Origin of the sequence: Streptomyces sp. NPDC059201 (assembly GCF_042754585.1) — a bacterium.
Taxonomy (GTDB): domain Bacteria; phylum Actinomycetota; class Actinomycetes; order Streptomycetales; family Streptomycetaceae; genus Streptomyces.
In genome coordinates, this window is the sequence record NZ_JBHZBB010000010.1 from 281201 (window position 1) to 306607 (window position 25407).

Here is a 25407-nt window from a genome sequence, read left to right on the forward strand (position 1 = left end):
GCTCAGGCGAGGGCGTTCACCGCGAGGGAGAAGGCGCGGGGAAGCCGGGCGGCGGTCGGTACGATCCGGTCCGCCAGCCGGGGGCGCTGCCGGACGCGCAGCAGACAGTCGGTCAACAGCCGGTGGCGGAGGGTCGCCCGCTGCCAGGCGGTCGCGTACGCGGCGGGTGAGCCGCGACGCAGCTGATCGACGAGAACCCTGGCGCCGGCGAGAGCCAGAGAGACGCCCTCCCCGGTCAGCGCGTCGACGTAACCGGCCGCGTCGCCCACCAGCAGGACCCGCCCGTGGACGCGGGTGCGGACCTTCTGACGGAGGGGGCCCGCCCCCCGTACGGCGCCGATCGCGGCGCCGCCGGGCAGAGCGGCGGCGAGTTCGGGGAAACCGGCCAGCTGGTCGTCGAACGGGGCACGCCGTGAGGTCAGCAGCGCGACGCCCAGCAGCCGCGGCCCGAGCGGGGTCACGTACGCCTCGCCGTGAGGGCCCCAATGGACCTCGACGTACGAAGCCGGCGGGGCGACGGCGTAATGGCGGCGCAGCCCGTACCGCGGGACGCCCTCGCCTGGCATCCCGAGCCCCAGCGAGCGCCGCACCGGCGAGTGCAGCCCGTCCGCGGCGACGAGCCATCGGGCGCGCACACCCGTGCCGCCGTCGAAGACGCCCTCGGCGTCCTGACGCACGTCCCGTACGCGTACCGGCAGGACGGGGACTCCGGCGGCGAGGACGGCCTCGTGCAGGACGGAGTGCAGCACCGTGCGCCGCACGCCGAGACCCTGGCCGTGCCGGAAGTCCGCCTGGGCCCGGTGCGGTCCCTGCCGGTAGCGGATGCCGTCGAGCGGCCGGCCGGGCACGTCCAGCCCCAGCGCGCGCAGTTCCCTGACCGCACCCGGCATCAGCCCCTCTCCGCACGCCTTGTCGACGGGCAGGGCTCGCGGCTCGGCCACGACGACGTCCATCCCCGCCCGCGCCGCGTACAGCGCGGTGGCCAGCCCCGCGGGGCCGCCGCCCGCGATCAGCAGGTCGCGCGTGCGGCTCACGCCACGCCCACCCGGGCCAGGGCGGTGTTCTCGCACCGGACGCGGACGGCGAGCAGCATCCCGTTGGCCACGGTGAAGACGGTCGCGGTCAGCCAGGCGGAGTGCACCAGAGGCAGCGCGACGATCTCCGCCACGACCGCGACGTAGTTCGGGTGACGTGCGAAGCGGTACGGTCCGGCCCGCACGAGACGGGCGCCGGGGACCACGATGACCCGCGTGTTCCAGAACGGGCCCAGGGTCGTGACGCACCACCAGCGCAACGCCTGGGCCAGGACGACGACGGCCGCCATGGTCCAGCCGAGTACGGGCAGGAACGGCCGGTCGGCCGCCCAGACCTCGATCAGGCAGCTCGCGAGCAGAGCCGTGTGCAGGGCCACCATGACCGGGTAGTGACCGCGGCCGTACTCGACCCCGAGACGGGCCAGGGTCCAGGCCGCGTTGCGTCGCGCCACGGCGAGTTCGACGAGGCGTTCCGCGGCGACGGCCGCCAGGAGGAGCGTGTACCAGAACATGATCCGTGGTCCCTCACCAGCGCAGGAGGACGAACTCGACGCAGAAACCGGGGCCCATCGCCATCATCAGGCCCCACGAGTCCGGTGGCGGAGGGGCGTTCGTGGTGACGTCCTCCAGGATCCGCAGGACCGAGGCGGAGGACATGTTCCCCGACGCGGCCAGGGCCCGGTGGGCCGAGTCGAGGGCGCCGTCGGGAAGATCCAGGGCGTGCGCCACCGCCGTGAGGATCCGCGGTCCCCCGGGGTGGCAGACCCAGGTGCCGATGCTGTCCGGAGCCAGGCCGTGGGCGGCGAGGAAGTCCCGGAGGTCCGGGCCGATCCGGGCTCCCACGACATCGGGGATGGCCGCGTCCACCACCGGCCGGAACCCTCCGGCACCGATCGTCCAGCCCAGCAGGTGTTCGGTGTCCGGGTAGAGGAGGCTGCGGGTGGCCACCACCGCCGGGCGCCCGGACCGCGGGTCGTCGGCCCGGGCGGCGTGCGCCACGACCGCCGCCGCACCGTCGCCGAACAGGGCGCCGGCGACGAGGTTGGCCGGCGAGTCGTCGCGCTGCTGGAGGGTGAGTGAGCACAGCTCGACGCTGAGCAGCACGGCGACCTCGTCCTCATGGCCGCGCAGGTAGTCGTGAAGCCGGGCGAGACCGGCCGCTCCCGCCACGCAGCCGAGCCCGAAGACGGGAATCCGCTTCACGTCCGGCCGCATGCCCATGCGCGAGGCGAGCCGGGCGTCGAGCGACGGCGCGGCGATGCCGGTGATGGAGGTGCACACCAGCAGGTCCACCTCCGAGGGCCGCAGCCCGGCGGCTTCGAGCGCGCTTGCCAGAGCCCGTTCCCCGAGTTCCATGCCGGCGGCCATCCACGCCGCGTTAGTCTCGCCGAAGTCCCCCAGAGCCGCGTACCGGTCGAGCGGCAGGGCGAGGTGACGGGTCCGCACCCCCGCGGCCCCGTGCAGCCGGCGCAGCACCGTGCGGTCCGCTCCCGGGGCGAGACAGAGGTCCCCGATCAGCTCGGTGAGCTCGTCCTGGGCGTAGCGGTGCTCCGGCAGGGCGGTACGGACGGCGGCGACGACGCTCTTCCGCCCGTCACGGCCGGGCCGCGCGCCGACGGCATCCCCGGCGTACCCGGTCGGGAGCGTGGCCTGCGGTGTGACGGCGGCGAGCCTGTCGACGGTGGGGACACGCATTCCGGGATGTCTCCTCACGACCGATGGCGCGTTTACCTTGCTCCCGTGTCTCTATACCTCCCTGGTCTTCCGGTGCGGGCGACACACCGGCTCGCCGCGCTGCTCCACTCGTGCCACCCGGAGCCGACGCTCGCGGTGACGGCGTGTGTCACCGCTCTGGCCGCCGCGTCGGGGCGGGGACCGGGGGGTGTCGTGGCGGTCGGAGCGGCCGTGCTCGCCGGTCAGCTCTCGATCGGTTGGTGCAACGACGCGGTGGACGCGGGCCGGGACACCGCCACCGGCCGCCGCGACAAACCGGTCGCGGCCGGGGATCTGCCCCCTCGGGCAGCCGCCGTGGCGGCCGTGGCGGCGCTCGTCGCCTGTGTACCGCTCTCCTTGCTCAGCGGCCTGCCCGCGGCGGCCGTCCACCTCACGGGCGTGCTCGCCGGCGGGTGGGCGTACAACCTGGTCCTCAAGCGGACCCCGCTCTCGCCGCTGCCGTACGCCATCGGCTTCGCGTCCCTGCCGGCCTTCGTGGCGCTCGGCCCGCCGACGCCCGCCTGGCCCGCCTGGTGGGCCGTCCTGACGAGTGCCCTGCTCGGTGTCGGCGCGCACTGGGTGAACGCGCTGCCGGACATCGAGGACGATCTCGCGACAGGGGTGCGGGGGCTGCCTCAGCGCCTCGGTCCGGTGGCCTGCCGCCGGCTCGCGCTGCTCACGATGCTGGCCGCGGTCGCCCTCGTCGCCGTGGGCCCGCCCGGCAGGATGGGAGTGACGGGCTGGGTGTGCGCGACGGCGGCGGGATGCGCCGCGGCCGTCGCCACCGTCCCGAGGTGGCGCGAGGACAGCCGATGGCCCTTCCGCGCGGCGATCGCGGTGGCGGTGCTGGCCGTGGCGCAGCTCCTGTCACGGGGCTCCGTCCTCGCCTGAGGCCGGAGCCGGCGGCGCGTCAGTAGCCGCCGCCGGCGGGAAGGGCGAGGGGGACATGGCCGATGGCGCGGCCGACGGGGTCCAGGAGCCGACCCATGCGTTTCGGGCAGTGGAGCGTGAGGGTGCGGTCCTTGACCTCCAGGTGGGGAAATCGGTCGGCGAGGTGGTTCTCGAAGGTGCTGATGCCGTCGAGGTCGTGCACCCAGACCATGACGAGGAGGTTGTGGGGGCCGCTGACGGAGGCACAGAGGCGGACCTGTTCCATCCGGGCGAGCGCGGCGCCGGTCTGGTCCAGGTGAGGGTGCGGGACCACGGCTCGGTAGAGGGCCACGGCGCGGTATCCCGCCAGGGAGTGGGCGAAGTCGCAGCGCAAGGTGATCTCGCGGTCGCGGAGCATGCGGTGGAGCCGCCGCCGGGCCGTGTACTCGCTCATGCCGATCGCGGCGGCGAGTTCCTTGTAGCCGAGGCGGCCGTCGTGGCCGAGCGCGGCCCGCAGCGCGGCGTCCTGCGGACCGAGCCGGGTCCGCGTGTGGGTGCTGTACGTGTCCCGGGCCTCGTGGGTCCTGATGCCGGATTCCGGCAGCAGGGCCCGGCTCGCGGGCTCCATGGCGCGGGTACGCCAGTTGCTGCCCTCGCCGAAGAGGGTCAGGCCGAGGCAGGTGTGGGTGGCGACGACACCCCGGAGCCGGCCGATGGTGCCGTGGACGGCCTTGCCCAGGGAGTAGAGGTCGGTGGCGGCGACGGAGAGGAACAGATCGAAGTCGCCCGCCGTCTCGTCGACGCCGAAGACCCAGGGGAGCCGGGTGAGCGCCTGACTCACGGACTCGAACTGCCGTGCCCTGCACCGGACTTCGACGTAGGCGACGGTGGCGTGACGAGGGGGCTCGTACGCGGTGACCCAGGCGAGACCCTCGGATCGCAGCCGTTCCCAGCGGCGGGCGACGGTCGTGGCGTCCACCCCGAGGGCCTGGCCGAGTTGGGTCCAGGTGGCGCGTGGCGCGGACTGAAGGGCCTCGACGAGCGCCAGGTCCAGCTCGGAGAAGCCCGCACCGGATTCCCGCACGTCTTCGCGCGCCGCGCTGTTTTCCTGCACTTCCTCGGGCCTTCCGCATCAGAGTCGGAGTATGTGGAGCATTCCCCGCCACGGTCGATTATCGGCCATTCGCCTGAAGGAGTGCCGTGCTCGCTCCCCGCACTCGCGTCTCCCGCGTCGGACGCACCACCCCGCTGAGCGGGACCGCCCGCACCACGGTGGTCCTGCTGTTCGCGGCCTGGTTCATCGACTACGCCGACCGGCTCGTGATCAACCTCGTCCTGCCGTCGATCGGCGACGACTTCGACCTCAGCCGCAGCCAGCAAGGCGTGGTCGTGTCCGTCTTCTTCCTGGCGTACGCGGCGTGCCAGATACCCGGGGGCATGCTGGCCGACCGGATCGGCGGCCGTCGCACAGCCCTGTGGGCACTGGCGGCGTGGACGGTGTTCACCGCGGTGACCGGCCTGGCCTGGTCGTTCGCCGCGCTGCTGGTCCTGCGTGTCCTGTTCGGCATGGCGCAGGGTGTCTTCCCGTCCGCGGCCATGAAGGTACTGGTGGAGCGGACGGACCCCCAGGAGCGGATGCGCGCCAACGGGCTGATCTTCAGCTCCAACGCGCTGGCGTCGGTGTGCATCCCTCTGGCCCTGGCGCCGCTCATCGCGGCGTTCGGCTGGCGCTCGGCGTACTTCTCGGTCGCCGCGCTCGGCATCTTCGTCTATTCCGCGATACGCCTGCGGCTGCCGGCGCCGCTCGCGCACCAGCGGGCGTCGGCCGCCGCCACGCCCAGGACCGGGACGAAGGTCCTGCTGCGGTGGGGGGTGCTGTGGCGGTTCGCCGCGATGATGTTCGGCTACAGCCTCATCATGTGGGGACTGGTCACCTGGGTGCCGACCTACCTCCACGACGAGCGGGACATCGACCTTTCCTCGGCGGGGGCGCTGATGGCCGTCCCCGCACTGGCCGCGGCCCTGGGCACGGTGGTCGGCGGCCGCCTGGTCGACCGGATGGGCGGCCGGCACCGCCGGGTGGTCGTACCGGCCATGGCGTGCGCGGTCGTCGCTCTTCCCGCCATGGCCTACGCCTCCGGTCTGGCGATGTTCCTCGTCCTCGCCACCGCCGCGGTCTTCGCCGTGTCGCTGTGCTACATGCCGATCCTGGCCGTCCCGGTCCGCAGCCTGTCGGCCCAGCAGATCGGCGTGGCCAGCGGAATGGTGATCTTCGGCGGCCAGGTGGCGGGCATCGTCGCCCCCACGGCGATGGGCGTCCTCGCCGATGCCTTCTCCTTCCAGGTCGCCTTCGCCTTCCTGTCCGTGGGAGCGGTGCTCGCCGCGGCTCTCGCCTGGTTCACCCCGCAGGACACCGACTCCTTCCTCGCCACCGCCGACGACCGCATCCGCGCCGGAGCGCTCGCCGCTTCGCCCTCGATGGAAAAGGAGCCGTCATGATGTCCGCCGACCACTCCCTGTGCACCGGCCTGACGGAACTGCTGCCCGACCTGCTCGCCCTGTACGAGGACCTGCACGCCCACCCCGAGCTCTCCTTCCAGGAGAAGCGCACCGCCCAGGTCGTCGCGGCGCGGCTGCGTGCGCGGGGCTGGGAGGTCACCGAGGGAGTGGGCGGCACCGGCGTGGTCGGCGTCCTGCGCAACGGGGCTGGGCCGACGGTCCTGCTGCGCGCGGACATGGACGCCCTCCCGGTCAGGGAGGAGACCGGCCTTCCGTACGCGTCCACCGCCACGGCCGTCGACGCCAACGGGGAGACGGTGCCGGTCATGCACGCCTGCGGGCACGATGTGCACGTCACCTGCCTGCTGGGCGCGACGCGGCTGCTCGCCGCCAACCGGGACGCGTGGCGCGGCACCGTGGTCGCGGTGTTCCAGCCCGCCGAGGAGGTGGGCGGCGCCCCCGCCATGATCGAGGACGGCTTCCTGGAGCGGTTCCCGCGGGCGGAGGTGTGCCTCGGGCAACACGTGGCGCCGATCCCCCTCGGCTACGCCGGAACACGGCACGGCACGGTGATGGCGGCCTCCGACAACCTGCGCGTGCGTCTCTTCGGCACCGGAGGGCACGGCTCGGTTCCCGAGACCACCGTGGACCCGGTGGTGATGGCCGCCGCGGTCGTCATGCGGCTCCAGACGGTGGTGTCCCGGGAGGTCGGCGCGAACCAGATGGCCGTGGTCACCGTGGGTGCCGTGCAGGCCGGGACGAAGGAGAACGTCATCCCGGACACCGCGGACCTGAAGATCAACATCCGGAGTGCGGCCCCGGCGGTCCGCGAGAAGGTCGTCGCCGCGGTGAAGCGCGTCATCCGGGCCGAGGCGATGGCTTCCGCGGCACCGCGCGAGCCGGAGATCACCGAGCTGGCCACCTTCCCGGTGACGGTCAACGACCCGGCCGCCACCGACAAGGTCCTCGCGGCGATGTCCCGGGTCCTGGGCCCGGAGCGGGCCTTCACGCTGCCGGCGCCGGTCACCGGCAGCGAGGACTTCGGGACCTTCGGCGCGGCGCTGGGCGTCCCGTCGGCGTTCTGGTTCTTCGGCGCCCTCGACCCTCAGCTCTTCGACGGCTTCCGCCTGGCGGACCTGGCCGAGGGTGCCCTTCCCGCCGGCGTCCCCGGCAGCCACTCGCCGAGGTTCGCCCCGCTGCCCCGCCCCGCCCTCGACACCGGTGTACGACTCCTGCTGAGCGCCGCGTCCGCATGGCTGTCCACCCCGGCGCGATCCTCACCGGCGGCCCGGCCCTGACCCCGCACCAGGTCGCCGCCGGGACCGGTGCCGTACCACCCGAGAAAGACGAGAGAAGCCGTGAATCAGCCACTCAGCTCTGTGCTGTTCGAGAACGCGCGCGTGTACGACGGCAGGTCCGAGACGCTCACGAAGCCGATGAGCCTGCTCGTCGAGGGGAACCACATCACCCGCGTCGCACCGTCCGTCACCGCGCCCGAGGGCGCCACGGTCGTCGACGCGGGCGGACGGACGCTGTCACCGGGATTCATCGACGCGCACGCACACGTCATGTTCCAGCTCTCCCCCAGCGAGGGCGCGCGGACCGACGCGCTCTACCACGCCCTCCAGGGCGCCGCGATGGCCAGGCTCTACCTCTCCCGCGGCTACACCACCATCCGCGACGCCGCCGGGAACAGCTTCTCCCTGAAACGGGCCATCGACCGGGGCGTCACCGAAGGCCCGCGCATCTACCCCTCGGGCCCGATGTTCTCGCAGACCTCGGGCCACGCCGACCTCAGCGGACCGGCCGAACCCTCCCGCCTGGTCGGCGGGGAGCAGTCGCAGATGGCCAAGATGCAGCACCACATCGTCGTCGACGGCGTCCCCGAGGTACTGCGCGGCGTCCGGCACGCACTGGGGCGCGGGGCCAGCCAGATCAAGATCGCGGTGGGCGGCGGCTGCGGCTCCGAGCGCGACCCGCTCGACGTCACCGAGTTCACCAGCGAGGAGATCGAGGCGGCGGTGCGGGCGGCCGCCGACTGGAACACCTACGTCACCGCCCACGTCTACCACCCCGCCGGCGTGCGCCGGGCGATCGCGGCCGGCGTGCGCTGCATCGAGCACGGCAACCTGCTGGACGAGGACACCCTGCGCGTCATGCGGCAGGCGGGGACCTGGCTGAGCCCGCAGGTCATCGTCTTCACGGAGACCCCGAACGGCTTCACCGACGAACAGGCCGAGAGGCACCGGCAGGCGTTCGAGGGCATCGACAAGATGTTCACCGCCGCGAAGGCGGTCGGCTTCGACCGGATCGGCTTCGGCTCGGACATCGTCACCTCGCCCGAACTCCTCGCCCGGATCAACGAGGAGTTCCTCCACCGCACCCAGTGGTTCACACCCGCCGAGATCCTGCGACAGGCCACCTCCAACAACGCGCAGATCCTTGCCATGTCCGGCCCCCGCAACCCCTACCCGGGCACGCTCGGCGTGATCGAGGAAGGCGCACTCGCCGACCTCCTGCTGATCGACGGCGACCCACTGACGGACCTCTCGATCCTCACCGACCCCGAGAGGAATCTCGCGCTGATCATGAAAGACGGCGTGATCTTCAAGAACACACTGAACCGGAACACACCGCCGGGCCTGCCCCCTCGAACGCACCGAGGGGCCGTTCCAGATCGCTCTGAAACGGCCCCTCGGTGTACGACTCCTTCGAGTCGGGACGACAGGATTTGAACCTGCGACCCCTTGACCCCCAGGAGTGAGGGTCAAGGGAATTTTCTGGATATAGCGGACTTAATCCGGGCGCAAGTTGTGCGTGGAAGCAGGCATCGTGCACCACCGCGCGTAGCGTGTGGTCCCCAACTGGTCCCCAGGATCACCCTCCTGGCGACGAGGCACGCTCTGGCATCTCTGGTCCTGCAGGGTGGAGAGGGCGGATTGACCGGCGGACTGTCAGTGCCTGCGCATAGCCTGCCGACATGTCCTCGACACGCGATGACCTTCGCCACGTCATGCTCGGTTCCCTCTTCACACCTGAGGTTCCCCTGGGACCAGCCCGGGACATACTCATTGCCTGCCACGTCTCGGCAACAAGCAAGGGCAAGCTCCACGGAAGCCCCGAGTGCCGCACGCTACGGTCAGCCGCCTCTGTGAACCAGATCGACGTCCCATTCGGCGAAGCCGTGGGACGGCTCTGCGCGAGCTGTCGGTGGCCTCTGCCCACAGACAGCCCCATCCTCCCGCTTGGCGCCGCAGTGAGCGAGGTGGATTCGCTCGCCATCTGGCTCGATCGGGAGTCCACGGACGAGGAGGATCTCGAGGCCGAGCGTGACGCCGCCATCGCCCTCGCCGCCGGCGAGTACCCGCCCCGCGCCAGCGACTCCAGCGACGACGAGGAGGAAGACGACGAGGTCGGGCGCGACGAGGAACGGGAGCGGTACGACCGTGCCCGCAACTTCCGCTCCCGACGTCACGAGCACTGGCGTCGGCTGCACTCCTACCTGACGCGGAGCAACGAGGCCGTGGCCGAGTACCCCTTCCTCGCCCCCTGGGCCGATGGTCTGCAGAGTCGCCTCGCCACGGTCCTCGACGAGGAGCGTCGGGCTTTCGCGACCCTCGTGCAGCCAGTCCGCCTGCTGGAGGCGGCTGCCGTCCGTGTCCTGCCCAAGCCGCAGTTCTCCGACGATCCCGGCTTCGCCGGGTTGGGAGCGGAGGCGGAGAAGACCTTCCGACGAGCGTGGTACGAGTGGAGTCGGCGAGCCATCTGGTCCTGGCGCCGCCTGGAAGATCAGGATTTCGCGGTCTACACCGTCGTCAGCGACACCTTCGGGCGTCGCCGTAAAGGGAAGCCCGAGGCTCACGCCGAATTCCGCCGGTTGACCGCCGACTGGATCCGCCAGGCACGCGAAGAAGCCGGCCGCCCCGCCAGTACGCAATGGCAGCTGGTGGCGGTAAAGGCGCCCGCCCTCCCCCGTACTCACCACGGCGAGCGGGAACGCGACCCCCTCACCATGTGGGAAGCAGCGGTCATCGCTACCTACCAGGTGGCCTTCAACCGGCAGGCAGGCACCACAGCCCTGCTCGTTCCTCACCTGGTCGCCGAGCAACTGCTCGCAAGCGCCTCCGGCAATATGCCGGTCCAGCGCCTGGCTCCCGACGGCAGCGCGCTGCCCGCAGAGGTGCTGCTCGAACAGTGGGACTACGCGGGGCTCACCCTCTCATGACCGCCTTTCCCGTACTCAGCGGAGCCGAGCAGACGGCCAACCGTGCGGGCCGGCCCGCACGGCTGCGACCACCACGCCCCCGGGACGCGAGAAAGGCCGCCCTCCCACGGATGAGAGCACGGCCTCCGACCTGCGAAAGCATGGTCGAGATGACTGGATTTGAACCTGCGCACCCTTGACCTCCAGCGGGCCCTCTCGGCCCTGAGGCGGTCTCATGGCGAATTCCAGGGGTCGCTGCAACACAAGTGGTCAACTGGCTGCGGCCAGGGACTTAGCGAGGCGCTCGGCTGGGGATCCCCAGCCGAGCGTTTTGCGTGGGCGGCTGTTGAACTCGGCGGCGACCACGTCCAGGTGCTCACGGCCGTGGACGCTCATGCTGTGCTCCAGGTACGAGAGGGGGCAGGACCAGGCGATGAGCCCTCCAGCGGAAGAACGCGAACGAGAGCCCGCGCCCGCTGTGGGAGGGGCCGACGGCATGGAATACGGCGGGCTTGGTCACCGATGCGTCGCTGCGGCGTGAGGTCGCGGGACGACGGCCTCCGGTACCCGCTGTGTCTGCCGTACTGTTCGTCAGCGGGCCCCCGGCGGCGGTAGTGCGCGCTGGTCTCTACGACCTCGCAGCTGAGGCCATCGAGGCGGATCAGTGGGGCCGTGTTGATCTCGCGCAGTGTCGGCATGGTCTCCGCTTGCGCGCGAACCCTTTGAGCCGGGGACGCGTCCACCGCCGGCTCGTCATCGGCGGGTGAACGGGGCGGTGAGGTTGATGCCGCGCCCGTCGCAGTACTCGCGGAGCCCGCCTGTGATCAGGAGGTCGCAGTCGGCGAGGTCTGCCGGTGTGCGGGCGCCGAGGGCGGTCATGAGGGCGGCGATCTGGTCCAGCCAGGACTCGATCTTCTCGGTGAGGCAGGTCGCCCCGCCCTTCCTGACGGCGGCCAGGAATCCGCCCGAGACACCGACGGCTCGTGCCCCGAGGGCGAGGCAGCGCAGCACGTCTAGCGGGTTGCGGATGCCCCCGGAGGCGAGCAGGGGTAGCGCGCAGCCGTGTGCCTCCAGCAGGCAGGCGGGTGTGCTCTGTCCCCAGCCTTCGAGGTAGGTGAGGTCGCGGTGTTCCCGGCGGCCGTTCTCGATGCGGGCGAAGTTCGTCCCGCCGGTGCCGCTCACGTCCGCCATGGAGACGCCGAGTGTGTCCAGGGTCTCGATACTCGGGCGGCTGAGGCCGAACCCGACTTCCTTGACGATGACGGGCACCTCGCTGGCTTTGGCGATCCTCTCGATGTTCGCTTTCCAGGAGCCGAAGGAGCGATCGCCCTCCGGCATGATCGTCTCCTGCATCGAGTTGAGGTGGATCTGGAGCGCGTCGGCCCGCAGCAGGTCGACGGCGCGGAGGGCCTGTTCGGGGCTGGCGGTCGCGTTGATGTTCGCCATGACGAACCCGTCCGGGTTCTCCCGTCGTACGACGGTGAACGTGTCCGCTGTGTCCGGGTCCTTGAAGTAGCGGCTCATGGAGCCGACCGCCATGGCCAGACCGGTCTCGCGTGCCGCGATGGCCAGCTCGCGGTTGATGAGCCCGGTCATCTCGCTGCCCCCGGTCATCGCGTTGATGTAGAGGGGCGTCGGCCAGTCCCAGGAGGCGAGGTGGGCGTCCAGCCACACCTCGCCCCGGTCGATGCCCGCCAGGGCGTGATGTACGAACCTCACGTCGTCGAACTGACTGCGCTGCTGGGCGAAGCCGCTCTGCGCGAGGGCGAGCTCGACGTGCGCGTCCTTGCGATCCGCTGAAACCTTCATCCGAAACTCCCTCGAACGAGTCCGGAGCGGGCGGGCCGGGTGCGTCCCGCCCGTCCCCGAGACAGTGGCTAGTCCTCGAGTGCGATGTACTGCCGCTTGTGGCCGGAGATCCCGGCGAGCCGGTAGAGCCCGCCGGTCTGACGGGGGAACCGGTACTCGCCGCCGTCCTGCGGCAGCGCGTACCTGCGCAGCCTGCGGTAGGTGCTGTAGTCGACGGGGATGCGCTGGGACAGGGCCTCGGCGTGGGCCTCGGTGCGCAGCGCCGCCCGGTAGCCCGCCACGACCGTCGCGCCGAAGAACTCGGCCACGCTGCCCGACCCGTAGCTGAACAGGCCGATGTGGTGCCCCGTCAGGTCCGGCGCGTGGTCGAGGAGCGAGGCGAGGGCCAGGTACATCGACGCGGTGTAGCTGTTCCCGATGACGGCGTTGTACTCCGTCGTGTACCGCAGCGCGTAGCCGACGGCACGGACAAGCTCCTCGGAGAGCTTCGTGTCCTCAGCGGGCGAGATCCCCCCGGAGAACGCGGAGTCCGGGAGGAGCGCCTCGTCCTGGCAGCGCAGGAGGTGCGCGTGGGCCTTGTGGGCCATCTTGGTGAACGGCTGGTGGTAGCAGAAGGAGTGGAACGCCTCGATCTCACGGCCCCCGCGCAGCGTGTAGTCCGACCAGGCGCCCTCGACCGCCCGGAGATACGCGGAGACCGACATCCGCCCTTCCACCAGGGCGGTCTGGCGGTAGTTCGGACGCCAGAAGTCCATGATGTCCGCGCAGTAGAGCCCCGACGGTCCGTCGACACGCAGCAGCGCGGGATCGGCGGAGATCAGGAGGGCCACGGCTCCCGCACCCTGCGTCGCCTCGCCCGGGCTGGCGAGGTCGTACTGGGAGACGTCGCTGGCGATCACCAGCACCTGCTCCTGCGGGTTCTGGTGGATCAGGCCGATGGCGCACTGGAGGGCCGCTGTCGCCGCGTAGCACGCCTGCTTCAGCTCCACCACGCGCGCGTGCGGGGAGAGCCCCAGGAGGGAGTGCACGTAGACGCCGGCGGCCTTGGACTGGTCGATGGACGTCTCCGTCGCGAGCAGGACGGTGCGGATACGTTCCTTCCCGTGACGCTTGAGGATCGGAGCCGCCGCGGCGGCCGCCATGGTCACGATGTCCTCGTCGGCCGCCGGTACGCTCATCGACTGCTGCCCGATGCCGATGTGGTACTTCTCGACCGGCACTCCGTTGCGCCGGGCCAGTTCCGCGTGCGGAAGGACGAACCGGGTGGTCGCGAACGAGAGGTCGTGGATGCCGATCGCCCGCGGCTCGGCGTTGGGCTGGACCTGGTACGTCATGCCGTTCCTCCTGTGCGTTCCAGCGTGGTGTGGGCCTTCATGAGTTCGCCCGGGTTGGTCTGGGCCGCGAGCAGCGACAGTTCGCCGCAGAGCGTGGCGGCGGCTGCCAGGACCGCGAGGCGGCGGGCGTTGCCGCCGGTGCCGGCGTTCTGGTCGCGACAGCCGAGCCGGTCCATGGCCTGGTCGGCGAAGTCCAGGTCCTTGCCGTTTCCGACGGTTCCGACGATCAGGTTCGGAAGGGTGCAGGAGAAGTACAGATCGCCGTCTCGGTCCTCAGCAACGGTCATCCCCTGGGAGCCCTCGATGATGTTCGCGGCGTCCTGCCCCGTGGCCAGGTAGAAGGCCAGCAGCATGTTGGCGTAGTGGGCGTTCGCGGTGCGGACGGCGCCCGCGAGCGACGTCCCGATGAGGTTCTTGCGGATGTTGAGGCGGGCGATCCTCGACGCCGTGGTGTGCAACACGTCGGTGACGACGCGGCGGGGCACCAGGATCTCGGTGACGACGTTCTTCCCGCGCCCGAGGATGCCATTGACGGCCGATGCCTTCTTGTCGGTGCAGTAGTTCGCGGAGATCGAGCAGTAGCTCGTCCCGGGCACGGTGCGCAGGATGTGGGCCTGCAGCGCGTCGGCGGCGAGCGTGACCATGTTGTGCCCGGACGCGTCCCCCGTGGACAGTTCGAAGCGTACGAACAGCAGGTCGGCGACGATCTCGCACCGCACGTCGAGGAGCCGCGCGAACCGGCTGGTCTGCCGCACCACGTGGCGGAGCTCCTCGATGCGCTCCCTGATGAGCTGGGCCGCGTGATGCGCCGCCGGGGCGTGCGTCGCCTGGATCAGCACGGACCGGGTCATGCGCTCGTCCACGAGCGTCGCCACGATCCCCGCCTCCGTAACCCTGGAGACCTTCGCCCCCCGGTTCACCGAGGGCCACAGCGGTGATTCGTACGTGGCGAGCGGTACCTCGGACTCGCCTCTCATGACGTTTCCGGAGATCCGGATCGGGCCCACCCACCGCAGGGGTACGGCGGCGACGTCGTGCTCCTTGTCCAGCATGTGACTTCCCTTCATCGATCGGGGTCAGGTGAGGCCGCGCCACTCCGCCGTGTTCACGGAGAGGCGCGTGATTCCGGCCCGTGACCACCGCGAGTGCAGGCGGGTGCGTGCGAGTTCGTTCCGTGCGGGGATGAGGGCGATGCCGCAGTCGCCGCCACCCGCACCCGATGGCTTCCCCGCTCCGCCGGCCTCTTCGGCGGCCTCGCACAGCGCCGTCAGGGCGTCCGTGAAGATGCCCAGGCCGAGCTCCTGGTCCAGTCCCGTGAGGACGAGCCGGGCGATGCGCACCCACTCCACGAGGAGGCGGGGGTCCCGCATCCTGAGCGCGGTCGCCGTTCCACGGGCACAGGCGTCGCTGTCCGCGAGGAACGTGCGGTGCGAGGGGCTCCCGCCCCACTCCCGGGTGCGCAAGGAGGAGAGGACCGCCGCCGTGGAGGCGGCGTCGCGGGTCCATCCCACTTGGAGGGTCGCACCCGAAGGGGGCGGGAGCCGGTTGATGGCGAGCCCTGGCCACTGCGTGCGCAGGGCTCGGTCGATGCCGTGGCCGCGTGCGATCTGCAGGACGGCCGCCCGGTCCGGTGCCTGGTAGGCGATCCATCCACCGAACGCGCTCGCGGCGACGTCTCCGCCGGATCCGAGCGGATCGAGCTTCGCCTGGGCCAGGATCGCCAGCCGGTACTGGGTCTCCGGCGGAAGGTTTCGTCCCTCGTAGGCGGCCAGCGCCGCCACCGTCGCCACGGTCACCGCTCCACTGGAACCGAGGCCCAGTTTGAGCCCGTTGTCGTGGAGGGTGCTGGTGACGCAGACGAGGACGCGGGGACGCGGGAACCTCCGCTGCCTCCACCACTGGTCGACGGTCTCGATCGCGGAGACGACGTGCGCGAGTTCCGTCGCCGCGCGCTGCTCGTCGGGAGGGTCACATCCCTGGAGCCCTCCTCCCGCCCTCCGCAGCCGCAGCGGCTCGGGAGAAAGGTCGGACACGACGACGATGTCGGCGGGACAGCCTGCGGCGTCCACGGGCAGGCCGGACACCGTGACGGTGACGTACCGGTCGACGGCCATGAGGACGGCGTGCCGCCCCGGCTCGGTGACGGCGTACTCCCCGGCGATGAACAGCTTCCCCGGAGCCCGGCGGGTCACCGTGCGCGAGCTCATGAGGCTTCCCTCCCCGCAGGGCCGGACGCCTCGCCGGGGACACCCCCGGCCGGATCGCGGCCGTCGGCGAGCAGCCGTGCGCCGGGGCCGGGACGGGCGACGACCAGCCGGCAGGCCGTGGCCTCGCGGACCACGTCCGACACCAGGGCGGCGTCCGCTCCCCGGCAGAGCACCTTGACGTTGGGACCGGCGTCGATCGACGCGTAGGCCGACACCCCGTCATGGCGCAGCCGCAGCACCGCGTCGAGCACGGCGAGAGTGGCCGGGGTCCAATAGCGCACGGCCGGACGCGCGGCCAGCATGGTGGCGTGCATCCCGAGCGCGCTGCGCTCCGCGATCTCCCCGACCGCCTCCGGATCACCCCGCCGCAGGGCGAGGTGCATCGCGTCGAGATCGGAGCCGTTCGACGCGGCCCAGGACTGGTAGCAGGGAGAGGTCGCCACCGTGTGACGCATCGCCTCGCGGCTGGAGACAGCCTTGGGCCCGGACTCCACGATGCTGATCACCAGAGCGAGGTCCATCTCGGCGGCCAGCACAGGGACCGCGTACGAGTCGAGATCAGGGTCACCGCCCTCCTCCTCGCCCGTACGCCACAGGGCATAGCCGCCCCAGACCGAGCGGCAGGCGGACCCCGAGCCGCGCCGGGCCAGCCGGGACAGCGCGACCCTGTCGAGCGTGAGCCCGTACGCGGTGGACGCGGCCAGCGCCAGCGCGGCGAACCCGCTCGACGACGAGGCCAGGCCCGCCCCGGTGGGCACGGTGTTGCGGGTCTCGACGACCGCCCGTTCCGACCGGCCCGCCCGTTCCCTGACGAGGTCGAGGAAATCGGAGACGCGCTGTTGGGTGGAGCCGGTCGCCATCGCGCCGTCGAGGACGACCGTGTCGGCCCCGGCGCCGGGCGCCAGTCGTACGGACGTGGTCGTCGGGAAGACGTCCAGGGTGAGGGAGAGACTGGGGGCGTAGGGCAGGATCAGGTCCTCGTCGCGCTTGCCCCAGTACTTGACCAGCGCGATGTTGGGATGCGCGATCGCAGTGCCCGTGGTGGTGCCGGTGTCGTCAGTTCCCATGTCCTGTCCTCCTCGCTGCGGGACGGTCCTGCGTACGGGTCTTGCTGAGGGGAGCGGTCCAAGTCCGTACCGCGCCGAGCGCACGCTGGCGTTCCGCGACCCGGCCGGCGACATCCGCGTCGGCGCAGAGGGCGGCCACACACCCGCCCAGGCCGCCGCCGCTGATCTTGGCTCCCCACGCTCCGGCGTCGAGAGCGGCCAGGACCAGCACGTCCGTGCCCACGACGCTCAGCCCCGCCGCGCCGAGCAGCCGGTGGTAGGAGCTGAGCCCCGCCCCGAACTCCTCGCCACGGCCCGAGGCCAGGTCCTCCAGCGCGCCCTCCGCGATGTCGGTGGCCGCGCGCACGAACACCTCCTGTGCCCCGGGGGCGTCCTGGAAGCGGCGACCGAGGAGGGCGACGGCGTCCCTGGTCCTGCTCGGGATCCCGGAGTCCGCGACCACGACCACCGCGTCGAGCCCGACGTCCGGCGTACGGGCCCGGCCGCCCGCCATCAGCACGGGTGCCTCCGCTCCCACGGTCAGGGCGTCGATCCCGCTGGCCAGACCGTGGGTGATGTTCTCGGAGACCTGGACGAGCTCCAGTACCACGTCCTCGGTGAGGCGGAGCCCGTACAACTCCGCCAGTGCGGCGACGGCAGCCCGCGCGACGGCCGCGCTGAACCCGAGACCCCGGCCCGGGGGGATGTCGCAGTCGACCCAGATCTCGCAGGGCCATTCCTCGGCCGGACCGATTCGGCGCATGAAGGCATCGGTGAGGCTCTGGAGTCCTGTCATCTCGGCGAGGGGGCGCGCCATTCCGGAGTCGGGGTGGCGGTAGGTGCAGGTGACGGGGGGCTTGCCTGCGTTCGCCGAGACCGCCGCGGTGGCGGCTACGGCTCTGGCGGACAGCTGCGTGATGGGCAGGGCCAGTGCGGGGGCGCCGTAGACCGCCGCGTGCTCGCCCAGGAGGATGATCTTCCCCGAGGCGGGGGCGGGATCGGAGGGGGCCCGGCTCGGCGTGAGCGGGTGCTTGTCTGCGGAATCAGGAGGATTGGGGGGAACGATCACGGCTGTGCCCTTTGCTGACGTGCCATCGGAGAGTGTGGAGAAGGAAGGTCAGAGCGGGTCGAGGGCGCGAACGAGCGTGGTGAGGGCGTCGTAGGCGGTGGACTGGTCGACGACCGGCCACAGATGGGTCCGTGTGATCGCATCCAGATCGGGGTCGGGTTCGAACACCACCGGATGTCCCACCAGATGGAACACCTCGATGTCGATGGGGGCGGTGCCGACGGCCAGGGACCGCCCAACGTCGACCCGTCGTCCTTGCACGCGGGAGAGCAGGTCGAAGAAGGCACGGCGCTTGCCGCCCACCAGGGCGGGCGTGGACGTCACCTCGCCGGTGTAGCGCCCCTCACGGACAGTCAGCTCCGTTCCTCTCCAGTGGCTCACGCCCAGGTCGAGGGCGGCCATCCGGACAGATACGGCGGGGCTCCCCGAGATCAGCCAGATCTCGTATCCGGCCTGCTGCAGTGCCGCCAGGGCCGGACGCGCGTAGGGGAACACGCGCTGCCGCGCACGACACCACACCTGCTCGGCGCGTGACGCTACGTGCTCCTCGGACAACCCGGCGAAGGTCTCCCGGAAGACACGGTGCGCGTACAACGTCATCGCCGTGTGGCTGATCGCACCATGCTGGTAGTGCGCCATGATGTCGGCGAGTGTTCCAAGGTCGAACGAGCTGTCCTTTGCAAGCGCGTGGGCGAGGTCGAGCCCGAGCGCCCCCGGCAACAGGGTCCCGTCCACGTCGAGCACCGCCAATTTCATGAGGCGTTCCGACGCCGTCATGAATTCGGAAGTAGTTTCTCCAGCAGCCTCGGGCAGGAGAGCGGATTCGGACATTCGCCCTGTGCCGCATGACATGCTCTGCGTCTCTGCTCGCTCAGAGTTGCGGATGAGGCACGTCATTGGCATCTCCTTCACCGATATGTGGAGGACGGGAGCGCACGGCATGGCGGATACACGCCGCACTGACCGCGCAACAGTCGGGTATTCATCAGTTCACCGCTTGTACGTCGAGCGGAACAGAGGTTCGCCGGGAGGTTCCGGTGCACTCCCCCTCACTTTGTGCGTTCGTGAAGGCGTGTGCGCCTCGGTCTGGCCGTGACGAGGAGGACGTGGTGTCGCGGGTTCCCAATTCTCGATTGCAGGCGCTTCTGGAGGAGGCCGGATGGAGCGGTTCTCAACTGGCCGGCTCCATTCGGAGCGTGGCGGCCGAACGCGGTGAGATCGTCACCTGTGACCGGTCGACGGTGTCCCGCTGGCTGGCGGGTGTGACACCCCGGCCGCCGGCCCCCTCGCTTCTGGTCGAGGCACTCTCCCGGCGGCTGGGCAGGCCGGTCAGCGCGGTGGAGGCCGGGCTGAGCCTCGCCCCCTACCGCGTGCTCGATCTGGAGCCGGAGGCGGACGCCGTACGCAAACTCTCGGCACTCACGCGGATCGACCTCGACCCCCACCGGCGCAGCCTCCTGACCACCCAGCCGTTCAGCCTGGGCGCGCTGGCATGGGCCGGTGCGTCGGAGACATCGTTCCTCAGCATGTACGTGGCACCACCCAGCCCGGCGAACCGTGCCGGGCAGTCCGCCGTCGAAGAGATGCAGGCCATGGTCTCGAACCTCTTCGGGATCACCCAACTACGAGGCGGAGACCACGTGCGGACGGTCCTCGCCACGTACATCGGCCAGAACGTGCTGCATCATCTCAACAACCCCGCACCCACCGCCGTCCACGCCAACCTCCTGTCCCAGGCCGCACGGCTCACCCTCCTGCTGGGCAACTCATGCGTCTCCGCAGGCTTCGACGCCCTCGCCCAGCGCTATCACCACGCCGCCCTTCAACTGGCCACGGAGGCCAGTGACGCGGACACCCTGGCCATAGCCCTGCGGACCATGTCCACACACGCACACAGCCTGGGGCACCAGGTCCCGGCCGTCCGGCACCTTGCGGAACAGGCCGTCGAGGTCGCCCGCCACGCGCCGTTCGCCGTCCGGGCGTACTCGTACGCCCAGCTCGCCGTCGTCCGTGCCAAGGACGACCGGCGAGCTGCCGTGCTGGCGCTCACCGAGGCGGAGAAGAGCTACGAACGCGCTGACACCACGCCCGGCCCCTTCACGCACTACCCTCCAGGCGCGCTCTACTACCAACGGGCCCAAGTGCTCGCCTCAATGCGTGATCTCCCCGGCGCCGTCAACGCGCTCACAGCCTCGCTGCGGCTGCGTGCTCCCTCCGAGCATCAAGTCCGGGCCCTCACCAGGTCCCGTCTCGCCGAATTGCTCCTGGCCCAAGGGAGCTTGGACGCCGCTCTCTCGCACTGGCACGTCGTCCTCGACGACTATCCGGCGCTCCGCTCCCATCAGATCGCCAGGCGGCTCGTCGTCATGCAACAGCGGCTCCGTCCGCACAGGCTCTATCCCCCGGTCGCCACACTCCTCGCACGTGCGGCAGGCAGGCCCTGACGACCGGCACTTCTGCGGCATGGGTGGACCGTCCGAATCAAGAGGCAAGGGAAGCGGCCGGGGCGCGTCGGGCCACCCGGATCCAAAGGGAAAAGGATCTTGCATGGGCGGCAGTGTGCCCGCTGCCGAACGCCCCAGTCAGCAACCCGCCGGAAACTGTCACACATTCGGACTTATCATGGAAAGTGCCCATAGATCCGTCCGATGCCATCCACCGTGGCGCGCTCGGATGGGCTCAGGCTGCTGCGCGCTTACATGGGTGCCTCTGGGGGACAGGTCGACCAGGGAGGGTCAGGAAGCGCGGTCCGAGGCGGTGTGCGTGAGTGGTCTCCATGCACGTCGTATCCTCCGAGGCGCCGCGCTTCGTCCCGTGCCGTGCAACGGCTGGGCTGGGCTGGGCTGGTTCAAGCATCTTTCCTGCTCATGCTGATGTACCTGACGCTGGGCGCCCCGACGCCACACTCTGCGGCGCGGGTCCGCACGGATCGAGGATGAAAGAGGTGCGGCGGCCCTCAGGCCGCCGTGAGACCGGTTCAGCAGGTGGGCGAATTCCTCACCCGCCCTTCCTTCACAACTTCACAATCTCGCGGTGAATGCAGCACTCATCCCGCTGTTCACCCCTCGCCGAGCTGACGCCGAACCGGTTGACTGATGAAAACGCAATCGACAGCCCTTCCGATTCCTGTCCGTCACTACAGATGACGCGACATCGTTTCCAGGTCCGTCGATAACCAACATATGGAGCAGCGCCGCGGCGCCCCGTTCCTCCACAATCCGTCCGCAACGGCGCAGACGCCTCCTGCGGCCGGGGACGCCGGGCTCCAGCGCATCCCCTCCACGCCGCTCCGGCCTCACCGTTGCAGCCGCCGCCCGCCCTCATCCGGTCCGGATATCAAAACGACGGAGAGAGAAACACCGTGAAAGCCAACACCGAATGGGGACCGGCAGACCCTGTCACTGAACACCTCAACGCTTTCAGGCACAACGTCGATGCCCACCTGCGGGGGTTCCTGACTGCCCGCCCGGAGATCCGCCATCCCACCCTGGCCCCCCTCGTCGACGAAGTGATCCAGTTCGTTCTCGAAGGAGGAAAGCGGCTCCGGCCGGCGATGTGCCACGCAGGCTACCTGGCCGCTGGTGGCGACCGGCCCGACAACTGCCTCCCCGCTGCGGCCTCACTGGAGCTCTGGCACGCCGCCATGCTGATTCACGACGACATCGCGGACGCCTCCGACACCCGACGCGGCCGACCGACCCTGCACCGGGCATACGAAGCCGCCCACCGTGCACAGGGCTGGGCGGGAGACGCAGCACGTCACGGTATGGGCACCGCCATTCTGGCCGGCGACCTCTGCCTGCTGTGGTCCACGGAACTCCTGCACGCCACCACCGCGACCGACGATCGCCTCCATGAGGCAGCCCTGCTCGCACAGGAGATGCGCGGCGAGGTCGTGAAGGGTCAGCTGCTCGACCTACTGGAGCAGGCCAATCCCCGGAACACCGAGGGAGCCCTGGAAGTCATCCACTACAAGACCGCCATGTACACCGTGGAAAGGCCCCTGCGCCTCGGCGCTGCCCTAGCGGGAGCCAGCCCCTCTGTGCAGCGTGCGTTCTCACGGATCGGAACGTCCTTGGGCATGGCCTTCCAGCTCCGCGACGATCTCCTGGGGACCTTCGGACATCCCGACACTACGGGCAAGTCCAACCTGGACGACCTCCGCGACGGCAAGGCCACCGTCCTGATCGCCCACGCCCGCAACGCCGCCAACACCGCCCAACACCGACACCTGGACACCCTGCTCGGCAACCCCGACCTCACCGAGGAACAGGCCGGGGTCCTGCGCACGATCCTTGACGAGACCGGAGCCCGCACCTTCGGCGAAACCCTCCTGGCCGACTACACCACCCAGGCGCGCCAGGCCCTCGGCAACTCCTCCCTGCACCCCTTCGGCGCGGAACTCCTCAACCGGCTCGTCGACCAGTGCGTCTCGCGCCTCGGCTGACCACGGCTCACCCGCCCTCCCACGTAGGCCGTGCGTCCGGCCGCCGCCACGCGCCGCTCCCTCCCGCCCGAACTCCGCGAAGCTCCCGCCACCGCACAGCGACGCGGCAACCACCCCACCGCACGTCCACGACACCGAGGAGCCCCGATGAAACTGGCCATCTTCGACGTCGACGACACCCTCCTCACCGGCGCCCTCGGCCTCGACCTCGCCCATGCCCTCGCCCAGGACACCGACGTCGACATCCCCGCCCTGACCCGCCTCATGACCGACTTCGCCCACGGCGACATCACCCACGACCAGATGACCACCATGGGCTACCGCTTCATGAGCCGCACCTTCCACGGCCTGACCACCGCGCAGGTGGAACACCGCTCCCAGCAGGTGTGGAAGCGCGCCGAACCCCGCCTGCACCACTACGTCCGGCCCGCCTTCGCCGCACTCCGCGCGGCCGGCTACGAGATCTGCCTCATCTCCGGCAGCCCCTCCCAGGTCGTACGCCTCCTGGCCGAAGAGTTGAACGTCGGACACTGGTACGCGGCCGAGGTCGCGTGCCGTGACGGCTTCTTTCAGCACCAGGTCCTGGCTGCCCCTGCCCTCACCGGCGGCAAACACCGCGCTTTCGACGACCTCCTGGCCAAAGCCGCCCGCGACACCGCCGACCTCGCCGCCTCCCTCGCCATGGGCGACTCACCCGCCGACGCCGAGATCTTCGAGCGAATCGGCCACCCCCTCGCCTTCGAACCCGACGCCGAACTCGAAGCCCGTGCCCTCACGGAGGGCTGGCCCATCGTCAACCGCTCCACAGCCCTGGCTCACCTGACGAGCCTTGCCTCCGACGCCGACCTCACACGTCACCGCCCTTGACCGCGAGCACCCTCCGACCGCCCGCTCCACCTCCGAAACCAGGCACTGATGCGACAGCTCCGCAACGGCGGGCCTTCACCCTTCGACCTCGAACTCAACTCCGACCCCGGCAATTGGATCGGCGCCGTCCTCCACGCAGACGGAGCGGTACCGCCCCTCTCCACCCTGCGCCGCCACCTGGCCGATCGGCTGCCGGACCTTCCCACCCTGCGGACCCGGATCCGCGGCGAGGCATGGGAGCCCGCACACCCCGACCTCGCTACCCACCTACGCGAACGCACCACAGACTCGATCGAAGCCACCGTGACGGGGCTGTGCCGAGAGCCTCTCCCCTGCGACGGCCCGCCATGGGACCTCACGCTCATCCGACGACCAGACCCTGAGAAATGGGCCCTGTGCTACCGGGTCCATCACGCCGTCCAGGATTTCGGGGCCGTCACCCACGTCCTGGAAACCCTCTTCGGCCCCGGATCCTCCAGCTCCGCAGTGATCCCGGGCAGCCACCGGCGCCCCAAACCACGGGACCTGGCCACCGCTGCCCGGCTCATCGCCTCCTCAGTTCCTAAGGCAACCTGGCTCCCCCTCGACCGTGACCGCGTCACCGTGGGGCGCACCTTCTCGTGGGTACGGACACCAACCGCCTGCCTGCGCTCCCCAGGGGCGACCGTATCCGACACCTACGCGGCCGCGGTCTCCGCAGCACTGCGCGACTGGGCGGGAGAGACCGGACAGACACCACGGTCACGGCCGGTGCAACTCGTGATCCCAGTGAACCTGCGCACCCTGCAGAACCTCGACCGCCCGGGGAATCAGCTCCTGCCCGTGCGCATCCGACTCCGAGAGGACCTGCCCGGCGCGGTGGGCCGTGCCCTCGCGCCCGTGAAGAGTCCCACGGTCCGATCCGCGATGCGCATCCTGACCGATCACCTTCCCCACCGGCTCGGCCGCGCATCAGCGGGTCTGCTGGCTGCCCCCGACCACGCGGTCCCGACCGCGTCCTCGTTCACCCTGCGCAGCCCGCTCACCTGCCAGGGCCAACCGATCCGGCGCGTGGACCCCATCGGCGTACTGGTCAACGGATACCCCGCGTTCGTCCTGGCCGTCAGCTACCAGGGCGAGACCAGCCTCTCCTTCGTCACCGACGACGGCCTTCCGCACCTGGACTCACTGCCCCAGCGATGGCTCGAACACATCCCCGCCACCCCTCCGATCCTCGGCTCCTGAACCCGTCCAACACCCACTCCGGCTCAAGCAAGGAGATACCCACATGAGTCCCGTGCGCCGCGTCCTCCTGATTCCCGACGGCACCCGCCGGTGGTGCACCCGCGAAGGCCAAGAGCTCTCCGCGGGCTACCTCAAGGCCGCCGAGAAGATCGCCCTCACCGCCGACTACCTCTGCAAGCACGGCGCGACCGAGCTGGTCGTCGCCCTGTCTTCCAAAAACAACCTGATGCGCAGCCCTGAGGCGATCGGCGCCTACCTCGAAGCCTGCCTGGCCATCCCCCAGATGTGCACGGTTCCGGTTCGCATGGCCGTCTCCGGCGACCTGGACCTCCTCGAGGAGCCCTACCGCTCGCAGCTCATCGCCATGACCCGCGAGCACTCCAGCGGTTTCCACATCACCCAGATGCAAGGCTGGTCCCTCGACCACGAGGTCGTCCGCATCGTCAACGCCCTTCGCAACAGCCCCGCGCCGGTCACCACCGAATCGATCGCACAGGTCGCCGACCTCCCACGCACCATCGACCTGGTCGTCCGCACCGGAGGCGACCATCGCCTCTCATCCTTCGTGCCGCTCTTGTCCCCCTACGTCGAACTCGCCTTCATCGACACCCTCATTCCCGACCTCGACGTCGAGGACCTACGGGAACTCCATCTCACGTACAAGAACAAGGCCCGGCGATTCGGCGTCTGAGCAAACCCGTGCACCCATGCCCAGTGCAACGGCCGCCATGTCTCACGCCACCGGCCCTCACCCCGCACCGCCCCCCACTGCGATCAACCCTCTAGTTCTCTTGTGGAGGAAGACCATGCCCGAGGACCTGACCACCCCCCTGACCCGCATCCTCGTCGAGGACCTCGGGGCAGAGGCGAGCCACATCACCCAGACCTCGACCCTGAACAGCCTCGACCTCGACTCCCTGGCCGTGGCCGAACTCGTCCTCCTCAACAAGGAGCAGACCGGCGCCGACCTGTCGAGGGAGGAGGCCGGCCTCGGAGACCTGACCCTGTGCGACCCGATCCAGCTCGTCTCCTCGCGCGTCACCGACAAGGTCGTCCCGTGAAGGCGCCCGTTCGTGCCCTCTCC

At 70.5% G+C, this 25407-nt stretch carries 22 protein-coding genes; 11 read left to right on the plus strand and 11 right to left on the minus strand.

Annotated elements, in window-relative coordinates:
* Positions 1–2: 2 nt before the first annotated feature.
* Genes ACFXMG_RS29320 through ACFXMG_RS29330 form a run of 3 tightly spaced genes read right to left on the minus strand, consistent with a single transcriptional unit; the run spans position 3 to position 2729 of the window.
* The gene (locus ACFXMG_RS29320) at positions 3–1034 is read right to left on the minus strand and encodes an NAD(P)/FAD-dependent oxidoreductase (protein WP_383816569.1); all 1032 of its coding nucleotides are present in this window, start codon (positions 1032–1034) and stop codon (positions 3–5) included.
* Positions 1031–1546, minus strand: coding sequence for an isoprenylcysteine carboxyl methyltransferase family protein (locus ACFXMG_RS29325; protein WP_383816567.1), 516 nt, complete (start codon positions 1544–1546; stop codon positions 1031–1033). The genes ACFXMG_RS29320 and ACFXMG_RS29325 overlap by 4 nt, the downstream gene beginning before the upstream one ends.
* Before the next feature lie 13 nt (positions 1547–1559).
* On the minus strand, positions 1560–2729 hold the full coding sequence (locus ACFXMG_RS29330; RefSeq protein ID WP_383816565.1) for a type III polyketide synthase: 1170 nt from the start codon (positions 2727–2729) through the stop codon (positions 1560–1562).
* A gap of 6 nt (positions 2730–2735) precedes the next feature.
* On the opposite strand from ACFXMG_RS29330, the gene ACFXMG_RS29335 reads away from it, so the two are divergent.
* On the plus strand, positions 2736–3638 hold the full coding sequence (locus ACFXMG_RS29335; protein ID WP_383816562.1) for a UbiA family prenyltransferase: 903 nt from the start codon (positions 2736–2738) through the stop codon (positions 3636–3638).
* Between the two features lie 19 nt (positions 3639–3657).
* On the opposite strand, the gene ACFXMG_RS29340 is transcribed toward ACFXMG_RS29335, so the two are convergent.
* Positions 3658–4731: an Lrp/AsnC family transcriptional regulator gene (locus ACFXMG_RS29340; protein WP_383816559.1), complete on the minus strand. Its 1074-nt coding sequence runs from the start codon at positions 4729–4731 to the stop codon at positions 3658–3660.
* An 86-nt stretch (positions 4732–4817) separates the two neighbouring features.
* On the opposite strand from ACFXMG_RS29340, the gene ACFXMG_RS29345 reads away from it, so the two are divergent.
* The 4 genes from ACFXMG_RS29345 (at position 4818) to ACFXMG_RS29360 (ending at position 10341) form a co-directional block, all read left to right on the plus strand.
* Positions 4818–6116 carry an MFS transporter gene (locus ACFXMG_RS29345; RefSeq protein ID WP_383816557.1) on the plus strand — a complete coding sequence of 433 codons (1299 nt, stop codon included), beginning with the start codon at positions 4818–4820 and terminating at the stop codon, positions 6114–6116.
* Positions 6113–7414 carry an amidohydrolase gene (locus ACFXMG_RS29350; RefSeq protein ID WP_383816555.1) on the plus strand — a complete coding sequence of 434 codons (1302 nt, stop codon included), beginning with the start codon at positions 6113–6115 and terminating at the stop codon, positions 7412–7414. The genes ACFXMG_RS29345 and ACFXMG_RS29350 overlap by 4 nt, the downstream gene beginning before the upstream one ends.
* A gap of 60 nt (positions 7415–7474) precedes the next feature.
* Positions 7475–8851 carry an amidohydrolase family protein gene (locus ACFXMG_RS29355; RefSeq protein WP_383816552.1) on the plus strand — a complete coding sequence of 459 codons (1377 nt, stop codon included), beginning with the start codon at positions 7475–7477 and terminating at the stop codon, positions 8849–8851.
* Between the two features lie 521 nt (positions 8852–9372).
* A complete protein-coding gene (locus ACFXMG_RS29360) occupies positions 9373–10341 on the plus strand; it encodes a hypothetical protein (RefSeq protein ID WP_383816551.1) in 969 nt (322 codons plus the stop codon).
* Between the two features lie 732 nt (positions 10342–11073).
* Here the strand turns inward: ACFXMG_RS29360 and fni are convergent.
* The 7 genes from fni to ACFXMG_RS29395 form a co-directional block, all read right to left on the minus strand.
* On the minus strand, positions 11074–12129 hold the full coding sequence (gene fni, locus ACFXMG_RS29365; protein WP_383816548.1) for a type 2 isopentenyl-diphosphate Delta-isomerase: 1056 nt from the start codon (positions 12127–12129) through the stop codon (positions 11074–11076).
* 68 nt (positions 12130–12197) lie between these two features.
* Complete coding sequence (locus tag ACFXMG_RS29370; RefSeq protein WP_383816546.1) at positions 12198–13463, minus strand: hydroxymethylglutaryl-CoA synthase; 1266 nt, start codon at positions 13461–13463, stop codon at positions 12198–12200.
* Complete coding sequence (locus tag ACFXMG_RS29375; RefSeq protein WP_383816543.1) at positions 13460–14515, minus strand: hydroxymethylglutaryl-CoA reductase; 1056 nt, start codon at positions 14513–14515, stop codon at positions 13460–13462. Before ACFXMG_RS29375 ends, ACFXMG_RS29370 begins: the two co-directional genes overlap by 4 nt.
* 24 nt (positions 14516–14539) lie before the next feature.
* Entirely contained in the window at positions 14540–15670 is a 1131-nt protein-coding gene (locus ACFXMG_RS29380) for a phosphomevalonate kinase (protein WP_383816540.1), read from the minus strand.
* Positions 15667–16737 carry a diphosphomevalonate decarboxylase gene (gene mvaD / locus ACFXMG_RS29385; RefSeq protein WP_383816537.1) on the minus strand — a complete coding sequence of 357 codons (1071 nt, stop codon included), beginning with the start codon at positions 16735–16737 and terminating at the stop codon, positions 15667–15669. Before mvaD ends, ACFXMG_RS29380 begins: the two co-directional genes overlap by 4 nt.
* Positions 16727–17785, minus strand: coding sequence for a mevalonate kinase (gene mvk, locus ACFXMG_RS29390; RefSeq protein ID WP_383816536.1), 1059 nt, complete (start codon positions 17783–17785; stop codon positions 16727–16729). Before mvk ends, mvaD begins: the two co-directional genes overlap by 11 nt.
* Positions 17786–17833: 48 nt before the next feature.
* Complete coding sequence (locus ACFXMG_RS29395; protein WP_384338869.1) at positions 17834–18682, minus strand: HAD family hydrolase; 849 nt, start codon at positions 18680–18682, stop codon at positions 17834–17836.
* A gap of 236 nt (positions 18683–18918) precedes the next feature.
* On the opposite strand from ACFXMG_RS29395, the gene ACFXMG_RS29400 reads away from it, so the two are divergent.
* The 6 genes from ACFXMG_RS29400 to ACFXMG_RS29425 all read left to right on the plus strand — a co-directional run bounded on the left by ACFXMG_RS29400 (position 18919) and on the right by ACFXMG_RS29425 (position 25384).
* A complete protein-coding gene (locus ACFXMG_RS29400) occupies positions 18919–20229 on the plus strand; it encodes a hypothetical protein (protein ID WP_384119963.1) in 1311 nt (436 codons plus the stop codon).
* A 917-nt stretch (positions 20230–21146) separates the two neighbouring features.
* Positions 21147–22232, plus strand: coding sequence for a polyprenyl synthetase family protein (locus ACFXMG_RS29405; RefSeq protein ID WP_383816528.1), 1086 nt, complete (start codon positions 21147–21149; stop codon positions 22230–22232).
* A 147-nt stretch (positions 22233–22379) separates the two neighbouring features.
* On the plus strand, positions 22380–23099 hold the full coding sequence (locus ACFXMG_RS29410; protein ID WP_383816525.1) for an HAD family hydrolase: 720 nt from the start codon (positions 22380–22382) through the stop codon (positions 23097–23099).
* Positions 23100–23978: 879 nt separating this feature from the next.
* Positions 23979–24323, plus strand: coding sequence for a hypothetical protein (locus tag ACFXMG_RS29415; protein ID WP_384119960.1), 345 nt, complete (start codon positions 23979–23981; stop codon positions 24321–24323).
* A 43-nt stretch (positions 24324–24366) separates the two neighbouring features.
* Positions 24367–25014 (plus strand): undecaprenyl diphosphate synthase family protein, encoded by a 648-nt coding sequence (locus ACFXMG_RS29420; protein ID WP_383816521.1) that lies wholly within the window; start codon positions 24367–24369, stop codon positions 25012–25014.
* Between the two features lie 115 nt (positions 25015–25129).
* Positions 25130–25384, plus strand: coding sequence for a phosphopantetheine-binding protein (locus ACFXMG_RS29425; RefSeq protein ID WP_383816518.1), 255 nt, complete (start codon positions 25130–25132; stop codon positions 25382–25384).
* Positions 25385–25407 lie beyond the last annotated feature (23 nt).

Bases quoted from the DNA above. Each gene is read 5' to 3' on its own strand.
- ACFXMG_RS29325 (WP_383816567.1), bottom strand. From the start codon at position 1,546: ATGTTCTGGTACACGCTCCTCCTGGCGGCCGTCGCCGCGGAACGCCTC.
- ACFXMG_RS29330 (WP_383816565.1), bottom strand. From the start codon at position 2,729: ATGCGTGTCCCCACCGTCGACAGGCTCGCCGCCGTCACACCGCAGGCC.
- ACFXMG_RS29335 (WP_383816562.1), top strand. From the start codon at position 2,736: ATGTCTCCTCACGACCGATGGCGCGTTTACCTTGCTCCCGTGTCTCTA.
- ACFXMG_RS29350 (WP_383816555.1), top strand. From the start codon at position 6,113: ATGATGTCCGCCGACCACTCCCTGTGCACCGGCCTGACGGAACTGCTG.
- fni (WP_383816548.1), bottom strand. From the start codon at position 12,129: ATGAAGGTTTCAGCGGATCGCAAGGACGCGCACGTCGAGCTCGCCCTC.
- ACFXMG_RS29370 (WP_383816546.1), bottom strand. From the start codon at position 13,463: ATGACGTACCAGGTCCAGCCCAACGCCGAGCCGCGGGCGATCGGCATC.
- ACFXMG_RS29375 (WP_383816543.1), bottom strand. From the start codon at position 14,515: ATGCTGGACAAGGAGCACGACGTCGCCGCCGTACCCCTGCGGTGGGTG.
- ACFXMG_RS29380 (WP_383816540.1), bottom strand. From the start codon at position 15,670: ATGAGCTCGCGCACGGTGACCCGCCGGGCTCCGGGGAAGCTGTTCATC.
- mvaD (WP_383816537.1), bottom strand. From the start codon at position 16,737: ATGGGAACTGACGACACCGGCACCACCACGGGCACTGCGATCGCGCAT.
- ACFXMG_RS29395 (WP_384338869.1), bottom strand. From the start codon at position 18,682: ATGACGTGCCTCATCCGCAACTCTGAGCGAGCAGAGACGCAGAGCATG.
- ACFXMG_RS29410 (WP_383816525.1), top strand. From the start codon at position 22,380: ATGAAACTGGCCATCTTCGACGTCGACGACACCCTCCTCACCGGCGCC.
- ACFXMG_RS29420 (WP_383816521.1), top strand. From the start codon at position 24,367: ATGAGTCCCGTGCGCCGCGTCCTCCTGATTCCCGACGGCACCCGCCGG.
- ACFXMG_RS29425 (WP_383816518.1), top strand. From the start codon at position 25,130: ATGCCCGAGGACCTGACCACCCCCCTGACCCGCATCCTCGTCGAGGAC.